The organism is Microvirga puerhi, from assembly GCF_020089865.1.
GTDB classification, from domain to species: Bacteria; Pseudomonadota; Alphaproteobacteria; order Rhizobiales; family Beijerinckiaceae; genus Microvirga; species Microvirga puerhi.
Map to the genome: position 1 here is coordinate 284,628 of NZ_JAIRBM010000004.1, position 15,804 is coordinate 300,431.

At 61.5% G+C, this 15,804-nt stretch carries 13 protein-coding genes; 8 read left to right on the top strand and 5 right to left on the bottom strand.

Annotated features, from left to right (window positions below; genetic code table 11):
• Nucleotide 1: 1 nt before the first annotated feature.
• Together glcE and K9B37_RS07590 are read right to left on the bottom strand one after the other, a co-directional pair.
• Complete coding sequence (glcE, locus tag K9B37_RS07585; RefSeq protein ID WP_224312460.1) at nucleotides 2–1,186, bottom strand: glycolate oxidase subunit GlcE; 1,185 nt, start codon at nucleotides 1,184–1,186, stop codon at nucleotides 2–4.
• Nucleotides 1,183–2,616: an FAD-linked oxidase C-terminal domain-containing protein gene (locus tag K9B37_RS07590; protein ID WP_224312461.1), complete on the bottom strand. Its 1,434-nt coding sequence runs from the start codon at nucleotides 2,614–2,616 to the stop codon at nucleotides 1,183–1,185. The genes glcE and K9B37_RS07590 overlap by 4 nt, the downstream gene beginning before the upstream one ends.
• Before the next feature lie 161 nt (nucleotides 2,617–2,777).
• Between K9B37_RS07590 and K9B37_RS07595 the strand changes: the two genes are divergently transcribed.
• Both K9B37_RS07595 and K9B37_RS07600 read left to right on the top strand, forming a co-directional pair.
• Nucleotides 2,778–3,197 (top strand): c-type cytochrome, encoded by a 420-nt coding sequence (locus tag K9B37_RS07595; protein WP_224312462.1) that lies wholly within the window; start codon nucleotides 2,778–2,780, stop codon nucleotides 3,195–3,197.
• Nucleotides 3,194–3,985, top strand: coding sequence for a (Fe-S)-binding protein (locus tag K9B37_RS07600; protein ID WP_224312463.1), 792 nt, complete (start codon nucleotides 3,194–3,196; stop codon nucleotides 3,983–3,985). The genes K9B37_RS07595 and K9B37_RS07600 overlap by 4 nt, the downstream gene beginning before the upstream one ends.
• A 45-nt stretch (nucleotides 3,986–4,030) precedes the next feature.
• Here K9B37_RS07600 and K9B37_RS07605 read toward each other — a convergent pair whose 3' ends face one another.
• On the bottom strand, nucleotides 4,031–5,026 hold the full coding sequence (locus tag K9B37_RS07605; RefSeq protein WP_224312464.1) for a bile acid:sodium symporter family protein: 996 nt from the start codon (nucleotides 5,024–5,026) through the stop codon (nucleotides 4,031–4,033).
• 119 nt (nucleotides 5,027–5,145) lie between these two features.
• The gene (locus tag K9B37_RS07610; RefSeq protein WP_224312465.1) at nucleotides 5,146–5,301 is read right to left on the bottom strand and encodes a DUF1127 domain-containing protein; all 156 of its coding nucleotides are present in this window, start codon (nucleotides 5,299–5,301) and stop codon (nucleotides 5,146–5,148) included.
• Nucleotides 5,302–5,556: 255 nt separating this feature from the next.
• On the opposite strand from K9B37_RS07610, the gene K9B37_RS07615 reads away from it, so the two are divergent.
• The gene (locus K9B37_RS07615; protein ID WP_224312466.1) at nucleotides 5,557–6,765 is read left to right on the top strand and encodes an efflux RND transporter periplasmic adaptor subunit; all 1,209 of its coding nucleotides are present in this window, start codon (nucleotides 5,557–5,559) and stop codon (nucleotides 6,763–6,765) included.
• The gene (locus K9B37_RS07620; protein WP_224312530.1) at nucleotides 6,765–9,920 is read left to right on the top strand and encodes an efflux RND transporter permease subunit; all 3,156 of its coding nucleotides are present in this window, start codon (nucleotides 6,765–6,767) and stop codon (nucleotides 9,918–9,920) included. The genes K9B37_RS07615 and K9B37_RS07620 overlap by 1 nt, the downstream gene beginning before the upstream one ends.
• A gap of 20 nt (nucleotides 9,921–9,940) precedes the next feature.
• Here the strand turns inward: K9B37_RS07620 and ampC are convergent, their stop codons facing one another.
• Entirely contained in the window at nucleotides 9,941–11,119 is a 1,179-nt protein-coding gene (gene ampC, locus K9B37_RS07625) for a class C beta-lactamase (RefSeq protein WP_224312467.1), read from the bottom strand.
• Between the two features lie 183 nt (nucleotides 11,120–11,302).
• On the opposite strand from ampC, the gene K9B37_RS07630 reads away from it, so the two are divergent.
• From K9B37_RS07630 to K9B37_RS07645, 4 genes are all read left to right on the top strand, one after another.
• The gene (locus K9B37_RS07630; RefSeq protein WP_224312468.1) at nucleotides 11,303–12,175 is read left to right on the top strand and encodes a LysR family transcriptional regulator; all 873 of its coding nucleotides are present in this window, start codon (nucleotides 11,303–11,305) and stop codon (nucleotides 12,173–12,175) included.
• A 186-nt stretch (nucleotides 12,176–12,361) separates the two neighbouring features.
• A complete protein-coding gene (locus K9B37_RS07635) occupies nucleotides 12,362–13,594 on the top strand; it encodes an anion transporter (RefSeq protein WP_224312469.1) in 1,233 nt (410 codons plus the stop codon).
• Nucleotides 13,595–13,670: 76 nt separating this feature from the next.
• Nucleotides 13,671–15,104 (top strand): LutB/LldF family L-lactate oxidation iron-sulfur protein, encoded by a 1,434-nt coding sequence (locus K9B37_RS07640; protein WP_224312531.1) that lies wholly within the window; start codon nucleotides 13,671–13,673, stop codon nucleotides 15,102–15,104.
• Complete coding sequence (locus K9B37_RS07645) at nucleotides 15,101–15,772, top strand: LutC/YkgG family protein (protein ID WP_224312470.1); 672 nt, start codon at nucleotides 15,101–15,103, stop codon at nucleotides 15,770–15,772. Before K9B37_RS07640 ends, K9B37_RS07645 begins: the two co-directional genes overlap by 4 nt.
• The last annotated feature ends 32 nt before the right edge of the window (nucleotides 15,773–15,804 follow it).

The window sequence follows — 15,804 nt, forward strand, 5'->3', positions numbered from 1 at the left end:
GTCAGATTCCCGCATACATGCGGCCTGGATTGAGGATGCCGACCGGATCGAACGACGCCTTGATGCTGCGCGTGAGCGCCATCACCGCCTCCGTCTGCGGCTCGAACACGTCGACACGGGAGCGCTCAGAATCTGGCGCGCTCACAAGGGTCGCATGGCCGCCGAGCGCTCTCGTCGCCTCGCGGATCACGGATGCGCCGAGATCGCCGTCGAGCGGCGACGCAATCCAGACGAGGCCACCACCCCAATCATAGAACCACTGCGCGTCGATTGCCGCAGCGATCCGTGCCGTGAGGATCGGCCCGTTCGTCGGCGCAGTCGAGACCCGCCAGATCGCGCGCTCTCCGCGCTCCGGCAGAACGGTGGCGTCGCGGACGGATTGCCAAACCGCGTCGGCCCCACGTCCCTCAAGAATGTCGGCTGGCCCGAACCGCTTGAGGAGGCGGCGCAACTCGTTGAGACGGTAATCCACCGAAACGGAGAAACCTTCGAGGCGGATCAGCGTCCGGGCCCCGAGGCGATCCGGTGCCGGGAGATGCGCTGCCCCGGTCACGTCGAAAGGTGAGCCCAGCGCCGCCGCCAAGGCCTCGATGGCCACGCCGTCATCGAGGCCCCGGATCAGCAGGGTGGACGTACGCTCGGGCCTCGGCAGAACCTTGAACGTCACTTCGGTCAGGAAGCCAAGGGTGCCCCAGGATCCGGCCATGAGCTTGACGAGATCGAGCCCGGTCACGTTCTTCATGACCCGCCCGCCGGATTTCACCATCTCGCCGCGCCCATTGACGAAACGCACGCCGATCAAGCTGTCGCGCGCGGCGCCCACCATGATCCGGCGTGGACCGGAAATGTTCATGGCCGCCACGGCCCCAATGGTCGGCTCTCCCGTCGTCCCGAGCAGCGGACGATAGTCCATCGGCTCGAAAGACAACTGCTGGCCTTTCTCGGCCAATGTCGTCACGACCTCCGACAGGGGCGTGCCGCTGCGTGCAGCGATCACCATTTCAGCGGGCTCGTAGAGAGTGATGCCGCTCAAGGCGGCCGAGGTCACAGACGCATCCGTCTGATTCGGGCGCCCCATCGCGGCCTTGCTGCCGCTGCCTGCAAGGTTCAGCAGAGTGCCCTTCGCAGCCGCGTCTGAAACGATCGTCGCGACATCCTGCTCGTCGCGCGGAATGAACGTGTTCACGCAGCGAACCTTTCTTCGAGAGGAAAGACCTTGGCAGGATTGAGCAGCCAACCAGGATCGAACACGCCGCGGACCCGCATCTGCTGCTCGAGATCGACGCGGTTGAATTGATAGGTCATCAGATCCCGCTTCTCGATACCGACCCCATGTTCACCGGTCAGGCAGCCTCCGACTTCGACGCAGAGTTTGAGGATATCCTCGCCGGCGGCCTCCGCCTTCTCCATCTCGCCCGGCTTGTTCGTGTCGAACATGACGAGAGGATGGAGATTGCCGTCGCCGGCATGGAATACGTTGGCGACGCCGAGCCCATAGGATTTCGCGATCTCATCGATGCGCTTGAGTACGTGAGGCAGCTGCCCTGTCGGAATGGTGCCGTCCATGCAGATATAGTCCGCCACGCGTCCGGTCGCGCCGAAGGCGGATTTCCGCCCCTTCCAGATCGCTGCGCTCTCGGCCTCCGATTGCGACACCTTCGCGGTCTTCGGGCGGAAGGGCTCGGCAATCGCCACGATGCGCCGGAGCATATCGTCGATCTCGGCGTCGGAGCCTTCCACCTCGACGATCAGCATCGCCTCGACGTCGAGCGGATAGCCGGCATGAGCGAAAGCTTCGCAGATCTGAATTGCAGGGCGGTCCATGTACTCGAGCGCGACCGGAATGATGCCCGCCGCAATGATCGCCGCAACGCAGGCTCCCGCATCCTCGACGCGCTCGAAGCCGAGCAATGCGGGGCGGGCCCCCTCTGCGGCACGAAGGATACGCACGGTTGCCTCGGTCACGACGCCGAGCTGCCCTTCCGAACCGGTGATAAGGCCGAGAAGATCGTAACCGCCGCTGTCCAGATAGTCGCCGCCAATCTCCACGACAGTGCCGTCGAGAAGCACCATGGTGACGCCCAGAAGATTATTGGTGGTTACACCGTACTTCAGACAATGAGCGCCGCCGGAGTTCATGGCGATGTTGCCCGCAATGGTGCAGGCGAGCTGGCTCGACGGATCGGGCGCATAGAAGAAGCCTTCATGAGCCACTGCCTGGCTGATTCCGAGGTTGGTGATGCCGGACTGCACACGGGCGGTGCGATTCTTGAAATCGACGTCGAGTACGCGGTTCATCTTGGCGACGCCGAGGACGATTGCATCGGCCTGTGGAATCGCACCGCCGGAAAGCGATGTGCCAGCCCCCCGTGGCACGACCTTCACCCGATGGTCGCGGCAAAAGCGCAGGACAGCTGCAACCTCCTCCGTGGAAGATGGCAGGACGACGGCGAGCGGCAGCTGGCGATAGGCCGTGAGACCGTCGGTCTCGAAGGCGCGGCGCTCATCCTCCGAGACGATCAGGGCCTCGGGGGCGACGAGGCGGCCGAGACCGGCGAGGATCTCGCTCCGCCGCGACAGGACGGCCTCGTCAGGCGTGGGGAATGCGATCGACATGGCGGCTCTCCCTGGCGTTCAAGAGGCGGCGTGGGCTCCATGGCATGGGCTGCGCCGGGCGCATGCGGTTCTGCCTGGAATGGTAGCTGCCCTTCGGCAATTTTTCCAATAATGTGGAACCTCTCTAAAATGGCTCCGCCATGTACGCAAAGGAGTTTTTGATGCGCCTGCTGTCCCTGACCGCTGCCTTCCTCCTCGGATCCGTCCTCGGAGCCGCCCCTACCCTCGCCCAGGAAGCCGCGGCAAAAACCGGAGACCCGGCAGCCGGCGAGAAGATTTTTGCCCAGTGCAAGGCCTGCCATCAGATCGGGGAAGGCGCCAAGAATGCCGTTGGCCCGGTGTTGAACGGCATCATCGGCCGGCACTCCGGAACCTACGAAGGTTATAACTACTCTGCCGCCAACAAGAATTCCGGCATCACCTGGGACGAAACTACCTTTAGGGAATACATCAAGGATCCCAAGGCCAAGATTCCCGGCACCAAGATGATCTTCGCCGGCGTCAAGGACGACAAGCGAATCGATGATCTCCTAGCCTATCTCAAGCAGTTCGACGCGAGCGGCAAGAAGGTTACGCAATGAGCGGGACTGCCGTTTCCGGCAAGGGCCCAAGAAAGCCTCGTGTCAGTCTGTTCGTGACGTGCCTGGTCGATCTAATGCGGCCGTCCGTGGGATTCGCGGCTGTCAAGCTCCTCGAGGACGCAGGCTGTGTTGTCGATGTTCCGGTTCAGACGTGCTGCGGCCAGCCCGCCTTCAACTCCGGCGATCGCGGCACCGCTCGCGACCTCGCCGAGCAGGTGATCACGGCCTTTCGTGGGTACGACTACGTCGTGGCGCCCTCCGGCTCCTGCGCCGGCACGATCAAGGTGCATTATCCTGAAATCTTCGCCGACGACCCGAACTGGCTTCCGAAAGCCAATGAACTCGCCGCTCGCACCTATGAACTCACGAGCTTCCTCGTCGACGTGATGGGGGTGGCCTCGGTGGACGCGCGCTACGACGGCGCCGTTACCTATCACGATTCCTGCTCGGGCCTGCGCGAGCTCAAAGTGAAGGCCCAGCCACGCAAACTCCTTGCAACGGTGGACGGCCTGACCCTGGTCGAAATGACGGACAGTGACGTTTGTTGCGGCTTCGGCGGCACCTTTGCGGTCAAATACAGCGACATCTCTGGCGCCATTGTGGACGCGAAGGTCAAAAACATCGACGCGACCCATGCTCCGACCCTGCTCGCCGGGGATCTCGGATGCTTAATGAACATGGCGGGCAAGCTGTCCCGCGACGGCAGGCCGGTTGCCGTGCGCCACGTTGCGGAGGTTCTGGCCGGCATGACCGACGAGCCGCCGATCGGCGAAACGAAGGAAGACTGATTCTCTCCTCGATCCGGAAAGAGGTCCTTCTGAACCGGAGGGGCCTTATGCGACCTTTACCTCTCGCTCTTCCGCCGCGAGGCGCTTCCCGCTCCTGGCGAACCGGCGGGCGAGCACAGCGCACGCCATGAGCTGGATCTGGTGAAAGATCATGAGCGGCAGCACGATGGCGCCGACATCTTGACCGGCGAAGATCACATTGGCCATGGGAGCGCCGGAAGCCAGGCTCTTCTTGGAGCCACAGAAGGTGATCGTGATCCGGTCCTCGCGCTTGAAGCCGAACCAGCCGCTGACGAAGAACGTGAAACACAGAACTGCGACCAGCAGCGCGATGTCGACGACCACCACGGCGATGAGATCCGTCGATGAAAGCTTGTGCCAGATTCCACCAATCACCGCCTCGCTGAAGGCGCCATAGACAACCATGAGAATGGAGCCCCGATCGACGATCTGAGTCAGTGTCTTATGGCGTCCAAGCCAGCGGCCGAGAAACGGTTGAACCAACTGCCCGAGGACGAATGGGGCCAGAAGCTGAAGCAGAATGCCTTCCAGCGCGTCGATGGAGAAACCTCCGCCGCCCTGGGTGTGAAAAAGAAGTCCGACCAGCAGCGGCGTCAGGAACATGCCCAGGATGTTCGAGGCCGAAGCGGAACAGATCGCTGCGGGGACATTGCCTTCTGCGATTGACGTGAAGGCGATTGACGACTGGACCGTGGATGGAAGGACACAGAGAAAAAGAACACCGGTGGCAAGAGCAGGCGCCATCAGGTTCGGCAGCGCAAGGATTACCAAGCCCAGTAGTGGAAAGATCACGAAGGTGGTGGCCAGCACGAAAAGATGTAGCCGCCAATGGATCATGCCAGCGATCACAACGTCGCGGGACAGCCGTGCTCCGTGAAGAAAGAAGAGAAGCGCGACCGCCAGTTTGGTCGTGGTCGAAAACAGCTCTGCAGGCGTGCCGCTGATCGGGAGGATCGATGCAATCACGACCATGCCGAAGATGGCAATCGTGTACCATTCTCGTTTGATGATGGCTGTCATGGATACCGTTGCATTTGCGGGAAGGCGGAGCAGTGTTGTATCTCCGACCGCCCGATGTCATTTAAAAAACGAACGCCCGCCATGATGCGGGCGCCCCCTTCAGGTCTGGCCCTGATCGCCTAAGCGGAAACCGCCTCGCGCGCCACGCGAGGAATATCGAAGCGAGCGATGCCCAGATCGGCAAGCTCCCGATCGGAGAGCTGAGCCAGCTCCCGCACGGTCTTCCGGTAGAGTTGATACGCACGAATTTTCGACAGAATATATGAAACGAACATAGAAAGCCCCAGCAGCCTCGTGTCGTCCCGACCGGCGACCCCCTCTTGCTGCAATGCAACATATAAGGAGAGTGGCGCCTCATGAGGAGCGGTAACCGCAGAAGGCAGTTATGCTCCGGCAGCATAGCGTCTCGCGAGAGCGGCGCATCGATTGCCTTCTCCTAACGGCGGAACCTGCTTCGCAGCCACGTTGTTCATGCTTCTGACGGGGACCTGATATTCAATGCGAAGGGCCGTCCCGTCCGGGAGGACGTCGTGGTCAGGCGCATCATCGTTCTCGCCCTCATCGGCTTGGCCTTGGCGGCGGGCGCGTATTTCCTCGTAATTCGCAGAGGCGAACGGCCAAGCCCGGCCCAAACGGCATCCGGTGCACCACCGCCCGAGGTTGGTGTCGTGGTTGCCCAGCCGGCCGAGGTGCCGTTCCCGGTGGAGTTCGCCGGCCGCATTGCAAGCGTTCGCGAAGTTGAGGTCCGGTCGCGAGTGAGTGGCCTTCTGCTCAAGCGCGACTATGAGGAGGGAACCCTGGTCAAACAGGATCAGGTCCTTTTCCAGATCGATCCTGCAACCTACCAGGTCGCACAGAGCCGCTCGGAGGCACAGCTCGCCCAAGCCCAGGCCGCCCTCCGCCAAGCCGACGACAACTTCGCACGCATAGAGGAACTCTCGCGCCGCCAGGTGGCGGCGGAACGCCAGCTCGAGGAAGCCCGCGGTCAGCGCGACCAGGCCAGGGCCAGCGTCCAACTGGCGGAGGCTGAGCTTCAGGGCGCAAAACTCAATCTCAGCTATACGACGATCATGGCGCCGATTGCCGGTGTCACGGCGCTTCAGTCGCCGCCTGTCGGCACGCTCGTCCAGGCGCAGCAGACCCTCCTGACGACGATTACGCCCCTCGATCCGGCCTATGTGAACTTCTCGTTCTCGGACGAGGAGGCGCAGGCCTTCCGCGAACTGAACGCGCGACGCGAGAAGCCCATTTCCGAGAGAGATCTCGTGCTCAAGCTCCAATACGCTCCGGGGACGACCTATCCGCAGGACGGCCGGGTCGACATGGCCGCTCAGCGCGTCGACCCGCAGACGGGTACGATCCAAGCCCGCGGCGTCTTTCCTAATCCGGATGGCGTTCTGCTCCCGGGCCTGTTCGTGCGCATTCGCGTACTCGGGATCACTCTTCCCGATGCGATTGTGATCCCCCAGGAGGCCGTCAGCCAGGGACCGCAGGGACCAACTGTCTATGTCATCGGCGAAAAGGATGTTGCACAGGTCAGACCGATACGGCTTGGGCCGGCGGTTGCCGGCGGCTGGGTAGTGCGCGAAGGTCTGAGGAGCGGCGACCGGGTCATCGTCGACGGCGTGATCCGGGTTCGCCCCGGCGCTGTCGTCAAACCCGTACCGATGAAGACGAATCCACAGGAAGCGCAGACCCAGGACAATTCGGGGCAGCCGGCGCCGGGAGCCCGGCCATGATCTCGAAATTCTTCATCGATCGTCCGATCTTCGCCTCCGTACTCTCCATCGTCATCGTGCTCGCGGGGCTGCTCGCCATGCGGATCCTGCCCGTGGCGCAATATCCCGAAATCGTCCCACCGCAGGTCGTGGTCTCCGCTACCTATCCGGGCGCAAGCGCCCAGACCATCGCCGAGACGGTTGCGGCGCCGCTCGAGCAGCAGATCAACGGCGTCGAGGACATGATCTACATGCAGTCCACCTCGACGGGATCAGGCACTTTGAGCTTATCGGTCTTCTTCAAGACCGGCGCCGATGCCGATCAGGCGACGATCAACGTCAATAACCGGGTTCAGCGCGCCACCCCGGTTCTGCCCGAAGAAGTACGGCGGCAAGGTATTACGGTCGCCAAGCGATCCTCCTCGATCCTACAGATCGTGACTCTCTCGTCGCCCGACCGGCGCTTTGATCCGATCTACATTTCCAACTACGCCCTGGTGAACATCATCGACGAGTTGCGGCGCACGCCGGGCGTCGGCGACGCATCGCTGTTCAGCCCCTCCGATTATTCCATGCGCATCTGGCTGAAGCCCGATAAGGTCGCTCAGGTTAACCTCACGCCGAGCGACATTGCCACCGCCATTCGCGAACAGAATGCTCAGTTCGCCGCTGGACGCTTCGGCGAGGAACCTATGCCGGGTCGGCAGGCCTTCACCTACACCGCCACGACCCAGGGACGCTTCGCCGACCCCAGGGAGTTCGAGCGGATCATCCTGCGCTCCGACGAAAACGGCGGCGCCCTGCGTCTGCGGGACGTCGCCCGGGTAGAACTCGGCTCCCAGAACTACTCAACCGTCGCGACTCTCAACGGCGCACCGGCCGTACCTATCGGCATCTATTTGCAGCCCGGCGCGAATGCGTTACAGGTCTCGGCCGATATCGCCACCACGATGAAGCGGCTCGCCCAGCGTTTCCCGGACGGGCTGCGCTACGACGTGCCGTACAATACCACCCGCTTCATCGAGGTTTCGATTCACGAGGTCGTCAAGACGTTCATCGAAGCCATCGTCCTCGTCGTGCTCGTGGTGTTTCTCTTTCTGCAGAGCGTCAGGGCGACAATCATTCCGGTCTTGGCCGTGCCGGTATCGATCATCGGCACCTTCGCAGGCATGTATCTGCTCGGCTTTTCGATCAATCTTCTCACATTGTTCGGCCTGATCCTGGCAATCGGCATTGTCGTCGATGACGCCATCATCGTTCTGGAGAACGTGGAGCGCATCATGTCGACGGAGGGCAAGACACCCTACGAGGCATCGGTCCAGGCCATGCAGGAAGTCAGCGGGCCAGTGATTGCCGTGGTTCTCGTGCTCTGCGCCGTGTTCATCCCCGTATCCTTTCTTGGCGGTTTGGCGGGCGAGCTCTATCGTCAGTTCGCAGTGACCATCGCGGTCTCGGTCGTTGTCTCGGGCATCGTAGCGCTGACGCTGACGCCGGCCCTGTGCGCACTCCTGCTCAAGGAGGGACACAGCGAGCCTTGGCTGCCATTCCGCGTCTTCAATCGCGGATTCGACTGGGTCACAGAGCGATTTATCGGCGGGACCGACTTCTTTTTGCGCCATGCCGCCGTCGCGCTCATCCTCATCGCGGTGATGCTCGGCGCCACATGGTGGCTGTTCCAGCGTGTGCCCGGCGGCCTCGTGCCTGCCGAGGACCAGGGCAGCATCTTTCTCGTGACTACGCTGCCGCCCGCCGCATCGCTCGACCGCACCCGCGAGATCACCGACAAGGTGACGGCGGGAGCCATGCGCAATCCGGCCGTCGCGGACGTCGTGACGGTTGCCGGATTCGACCTGCTCTCTGGAGCTCAGAAAACCAATGCCGGTGTGTCCTTCGTGTCCCTCAAGGATTGGAGCGAACGCACGGATCCGCGGCTCGACGCACGCAACCTCGCTCCCGCCTTCCGATCGCTCAATGCCGACTTCCGCGACGGCATCGTCATCGGGTTCAATCCGCCTCCAATACCCGGACTGAGCACCACCGGCGGGTTTGAGTTCTATCTCCAAGACCGATCGGGAGGCAGCCTGGAGAGCCTCGCCCAGGCAGCACAACAGGTGATTCAAGTCGCGAGCCAACGCCCCGAGATCACAGGCATTTCCACAACGTTCAACACCAACGTGCCTCAATACAGCCTCGACGTCGATCGCGAAAAGGCGAAGGCTCTCAATGTGCCGATCGCCGCGATCTTCGACACCATGCAGAGCACGTTCGGCAGCCTCTATGTCAATGACTTCAGTCTGTTCGGACGCACTTATCGGGTCAGCCTTTCGTCAGAGGCGGAGTTTCGTCAATCGCCAGCGGATATGCGACACGTCTTCGTCCGCTCTACCAGTGGCAATATGGTGCCGTTGAATGTCCTGGTCTCTGCACAACGGACCGTGGGGGCCGACGTGGTTGATCGGTTCAATGTTTTCCCAGCGGCAAAAATTCAAGGGAATCCGGCTCCTGGTTTCTCATCGGGGCAGGCGATCGCGGTGATGGAACAGGTCGTCGCGCAGACTCTGTCCTCTGACTATGCCATCGGTTGGACGGGATCGGCCTATCAGGAACTGCAATCCGCCGGCACCGGGGCGCAGGGCTTTCTGTTCGGCTTGGTAATGGTCTTCCTCATTCTCGCCGCGCAGTACGAACGTTGGTCTCTGCCTCTGGCAGTCATCACTGCGGTGCCGTTCGCGGTGTTCGGAGCCGTTCTGGCAATCTGGCTGCGTGGGATCGAAAACGACATCTACTTCCAGGTCGGTCTCGTCACGCTCATCGGCTTGGCCGCCAAGAATGCGATCCTGATCGTCGAATTTGCGGCCGAGCGCTACCGGGCCGGCATGCCAGCGATTGAAGCAGCGCTCGATGCGGCGCGTCTGCGGTTCCGTCCCATCGTCATGACCTCTCTCGCCTTCGTCCTCGGCGTCGTGCCGCTCGCCATCGCAACCGGCGCCAGTTCGGCCAGCCGGCACTCGATCGGTACCGGCGTGATCGGCGGCATGCTCGCAGCCACCTTCCTGGCGATTCTGTTCGTTCCACTGTTCTTCCGGCTTGTGACGCGTGGACCATCGCTGGCCAAAGAGATGCGGCCAATCGACGAGAAGGCACAAACTGGCACGCGGCCGACCGCTCTTTCCTAAGTTGCGGCCGCGAGGCCTAATTAATGGTCGAGCGCCGTCAATATCCGATATGCGGCCTTTATGCGCGCCGGGATGGGATAGTTCCTGTTCGCCAGCATCACGATGCCGATGCTCTTCGCGGGAATGAAGGCGGCATATGCACCGAAACCGTTCGTAGAGCCGGTCTTGTTGATCAGTACGTCCTTCTGCGGGGGCAGCGGCGATGCGAATTTGTTGACGCTATTGGCTTTGAGAGCCATCGAGGAGCTTCCCTCAAGCAGCCGGTCGAGATTCGTCGGATAGGGATAGATCTCCCAACCGAGCCCCTGTGTCATAGGGCCGACCTTGTAGTATCCGGCATGCGTCGTTGCGATCGCGCGTTGGAAGGCGTCATCGAGGCCCGAGCTGTTCATGTTGACCTCGATGAACCGCAGCATGTCGGTTGCCGTCGTCTTCACGCCATAGGCTTCTGAATCTAATACCCCAGGTGTCACCCGAATAGGCTTGTTATTTCTCGAATAGCCATAGGCGTAGTTAGCCAGTTGGCTTTTTGGAACTCTCATGTAGGTGTGCGTCAATCCGAGCGCCGGGAAGAGCATTTGCTCCATCAGATCGTCGAAGGGCTTGCCCATGCTCCGGGCGGCGAGATAGCCGAACAGACCGATGCTCGGATTGGAATAGAGCCGTGTGGTGCCGGCGGCATAGACCGGACGCCAGCCTCTGTAATAGGCGACCATCTTTTCGTGATTGTCGACCTGATCCGGAAACTGCAACGGCAGGCCGCCAGCCGTATAGGTACCAAGATCGAGAAGGCTAATTCGGTCGAAGCTGCTGCCAGCGAGCGCCGGTAGGTATTTGCTGGCACTGTCGATGAGGGAAAGCATTCCACGCACCTGCGCATAGGATGCGAGCGTTGCAGTGAACGTTTTGCTGACTGAGCCGATCTCGAAAAGCGTCCCGTCGTTCACCCCTTGCCCGCTCTCCTTTGAGGCGACGCCGTAGTTGAAGACATACCGCTTTCCTCCGACCGTGACCGCGACGGCCATTCCCGGAATATCATGCTCTTTCATGACAGCCCCGATCGTCTCATTGACGACGCGGTCGAGCTGGCCCAGGCCGCCTCCCTCAGTCGCGTGAGCGGATACGCTGAAGAAAAAGGAAGTTGTCGCGAGCCCGCAGATCGCAAACGAGGACCAAACATGCCCTTGTCGGCGCGACATCAATAAACTCATTTCTGTCCCCATTTTTGCTTGGCGTTCCGAGAGATTGGGATTGTCGACCTTCCAAGCGGCGTCCCATCGCTCACCTTCTCGAAGGGGATACGTGGAAACTCACCCCTCGCCAAACGATGAATTTTTCGCTTAGACATGAGAAAATCTTGGCCTCATGGAGACAGCCGTCGGATGGAAGTTTCACAACTGCCGCTCAACGCCTTGCGAGCATTCGAAGCCTCCGCACGGCTCGGAAGCTTTACGCGCGCTGGTCTCGAACTGCGGGTCACCCAGACAGCAATCAGCCATCAGGTGAAGACGCTTGAAGAAACGTTGGGAGTAACATTGTTCAAGCGCCTTCCTCGGGGGGTGGCACTGACCGACGAAGGGCACGCCTTGCTGCCGGTGCTTACGGACGGGTTTCGTCGCATGAGCGCCACGCTCAGCCAATTCGCGGAAGGCAACTTCCGGGAGATCCTCACGATCGGCGTGGTTGGAACCTTTGCAATCGGCTGGCTCCTTCCGCGATTGCAGACTTTCAAGGAGCAGCATCCCCACGTGGATCTTCGTCTCAAGACGAATAATAACGGCGCTGACATCCTTCTCGATGGGCTGGATTTCTTCATCCGTTTCGGTGACGGCGCATGGCATGGGACGGATGCGATTCATCTGATGGAGGCACCACTTTCCCCTGTTTGTGCGCCATCAATCGGCAAGCGCCTTCGCACTCCGGCAGACTTGGCGAACGAAGAGCTGCTGCGGTCCTATCGACGGGATGAATGGTCTCTATGGTTCAAATCCACGGGTGTAGAGCCGCCAAGTCTTCGTGGATGGATGTTCGACTCCTCGCTGACTCTTATGGAAGCAGCGGCCCAGGGAGCCGGGGTCGCTCTTGTGCCTGTTGCGATGTTCGCTCGGGAAATCGAAGAAGGACGTGTTGTCCAGCCCTTCGACATTTCTGTTCCAGCGGGAAGCTATTGGCTGACGCATCTCAAATCGCGAGCGGAAACGCCGTCCATGACGGCCTTCCGAAAGTGGATCTCGGCCACGATTACTGGACGGTGATCAGACAGAAAGCCGGAACCGCCACGGTCTCTTGGTATCCTGACACTTGTGTGTACGGCACATTCTCCTGTCTCGGGCAGCTGTCATCGTCGACGTCGAGAATCGAACACCCGCGTAATTCGCCCATTATCTCACCGCAACGCCGGCTTATCTTAATGCAAGAACCTTCCCGAGCAGGGCCGGACAATGGGCACCACGAGCCTCACGAGCGCGACCATCTTCGCTCTGACCTATGGCGGCATCGCGCTCGGACGCATTCCGGGGCTCCGTCTCGACCGCGCAGGCATTGCATTGCTCGGTGCGGCATCCATGCTCGCAGCCGGTGTACTCACCCCCGAGGAAGCTTATCGCGCCATCGACCTCGATACGATCACCCTGCTGCTCGCCATGATGGTCATCGTGGCCCACCTCCGGCTCTCCGGCTTCTTCCGCCTCGTGAATGGTTGGGCCGTCACCCACGCCCATTCTCCAACCGTGCTCCTTGGTGTGACGGCTCTGACCACAGGCGTCTTCTCCGCCTTCCTTGTCAACGACGCCGTGTGTCTGGTGATGGCCCCGCTCGTGTTGGATGTGACCCGCCGCCTCGGGCGCGACCCGGTGCCATATCTTTTGGCAGCCGCAATGGGATCGAATGCCGGTAGCGTCGCGACGATTACGGGTAATCCTCAAAACATGATCATCGGGGTCTTCTCGCAGATCCCCTATGCCGCCTTTGCAGTCGCGCTCGCGCCCGTGGCGATCATCGGCGTGATCCTCGTCTTCATAGCAATCAGGTTCTTATGCCGAACTGAGTTTCGGACACCGAAGGTCCTCGCGGTCGCCCCTGGACCCTCACGGATCCATATGCAGCAAATGGCTAAGGCGCTTCTGGTCACGGGAGGCGTGATGACCGCGTTCTTCGCCAGCGTACCGGTCGCGAAGGCGGCCATTTCCGGTGCGGCGCTCCTGCTTGTGACGCGTCAGGTCAAACCAGGAAAAGTGTATCGTGAAATCGACGGCCCATTGCTGCTCATGTTTGCAGGACTGTTTATCGTCGTGGCCGGGGCAGAGAAGACTCTGCTGTCCCCGGACGTGATTGAAACGGTCCGCACATGGCAGTTGACCAATGTCTGGATTCTCACCGGCGTGACCGCCGCTCTCTCGAACCTGGTCAGCAACGTACCGGCCGTGCTCATACTCAGGCCCTTCGTCCATGGACTTCCTGACCAGGAACGGGTCTGGCTCGTGATCGCCATGGCCTCGACATTGGCGGGCAATCTCACCCTGATAGGCTCAGTCGCCAACCTGATCGTTGCGGAAAAGGCGCGTGCCGCGGGCGTCGAAATAGGATTTTGGCACTATCTGCGGGTCGGAGTGCCGGTGACCCTTACGACCCTTGTGGCCGGCGCATGGTGGCTATCGGGCCTCCCTGGGCCGTAGCTGGAAGGCCGCCCCTCAGCTCGGCTGCGGCCGTTGCTCTCTCGCGCTTTTGCGGATTTCGGGCTAAACAATGGCCATGACCGTTCATGCCACCTCCCCCCAGTTCAAGCAGAATGCGGCTCGGGCCCTGGCCGACGCCCAGTTGCAGCGGGCCCTCGGCAACGTGAAACAGGGCTTCATCGACAAGCGCCAGAAGGCGGCCGACAAGCTGCCCGAATTCGAGGCTCTTCGCGATGCTGCGCGGGATATCAAGAACCACACGCTCCAGCACCTGGATCTCTATCTCGAAGCCTATGAGGAAAAGGTGAAGGGCTCGGGCGGGCACGTGCACTTCGCCCGCGATGCCGAGGAAGCCCGTGCGATCATCCTGTCGATCTGTCGCGAGGCCGGCGCTCGAACGGTTACCAAGGGCAAGTCGATGATCTCAGAGGAGATCGAGATCAACGCCCATCTCGAGGCGAACGGCATCACGCCCGTGGAAACCGACCTCGGCGAGTACATCATTCAACTCCGCCACGAGATGCCGAGTCACATCATCGCGCCGGCTGTCCATCTGAACGCTACCCAGGTGGAGCAGGATTTCCGACGCGTCCACACCAATCTCGACCCCAAGCGCGACCTGTCCGAACCGGTGCAGCTGCTCACCGAGGCGCGCGCGGTTCTGCGGGAGCGGTTCCTTGCGGCGGATGTGGGCATTACCGGTGCGAACTTCCTGGTCGCCGAAACGGGAACCTCCGTGATCGTCACCAACGAGGGTAATGGCGATCTGACCCAGATCCTGCCGAAGACCCATATCGTGCTCGCCTCCATCGAGAAGCTGGTGCCGACCCTCGAGGATGTCAGTCAGATCCTGCGCGTGCTCGCCCGTTCGGCAACCGGCCAGGAAATGTCGGTCTACACCACGTTCTCGACCGGTCCCAGACGCTCCGCCGATGCCGATGGGCCGCAGAACTACCATGTCGTGCTCCTCGACAACGGGCGGTCCGCCATGCTCGGCACCGATTTCGAGGAAATGCTGCGTTGCATAAGATGCGGCGCCTGCATGAACCATTGCCCGGTTTATCATGCTGTCGGCGGACATGCTTACGGGTGGGTCTATCCCGGCCCTATGGGAGCGGTGCTCACGCCGAGCCTGATCGGCGTCGACAAGGCTGGGCACCTGCCCAATGCATCGACATTCTGCGGACGCTGCGAGAGTGTTTGCCCCGTGCGCATTCCACTGCCGAAGCTGATGCGCCATTGGCGCGAGCGCGAATTCGAACGGCACCTGATGCCGGCAACCTTCCGCTCCGGCCTAGCCTTCTGGGGCTTCTTCGCCAAGCGGCCTGCCCTTTATCGCATGGCAACCCGCGCGGCGATGGTCACGCTTGGGTTCGCCGGACGCCGCAAGGGCCGCTTCACGTGGCTTCCCTTCGCGCGCGGATGGACGAAATATCGCGACTTCCCGACGCCGCAGGGGGAGACCTTCCAAGCCCGCTGGCGGCGTGAACGCAAAGGAAGACGCGCATGAGCGCCCGCGACGAGGTCTTCGCCAATATCCGCCGCTCGCTCGGCGTATCAGGCAACGAAACCATTCGCCGGCAGATCGCGGCCGAGCGGCTGGAACGCGCGCCGAAGGGTCTGATCCCAGCCCGCGGTCAGCTCCCGGCGGAAGACCGGCTCGCCATGTTTCGCGTGCAGGCCGAGGCAGCTCTTGCAACCGTGACGGAACTCAATTCCGCTGCCGATGTTCCGCAAGCCATCGCCACCTTCCTGCGCGATCATAATCTGCCGGCAACCTTGCGCATGGGGAACGATCTGCGCCTGACGGCCATGCCCTGGGCCGAGACCTCCCTGGAGATTTCCCATGGTCCGAGCCAAGGCGCCGACCTGAATGCAGTCAGCCACGCCTTTGGTGCGGTCGCTGAGACTGGAACGCTCGTCACGGTTTCCGGACCGGAAAATCCCTCCACGCTCAATTTTCTCCCCGACAACCACATCGTGATCGTGTCCGCCAAGGATGTAGCCGGTGATTACGAGACGGTCTGGAACAAGGTCCGGTTCGCCTTCGGCAAGGGCGGCATGCCGCGAACGGTGAACTGGATCACCGGTCCCTCTCGTTCGGGCGATATCGAGCAGACCCTGCTGCTCGGTGCCCATGGCCCCCGCCGCCTCCACGTGGTGATCGTGCGAGACTGAGCCTCTAGATATAATGATATACAGACACATTT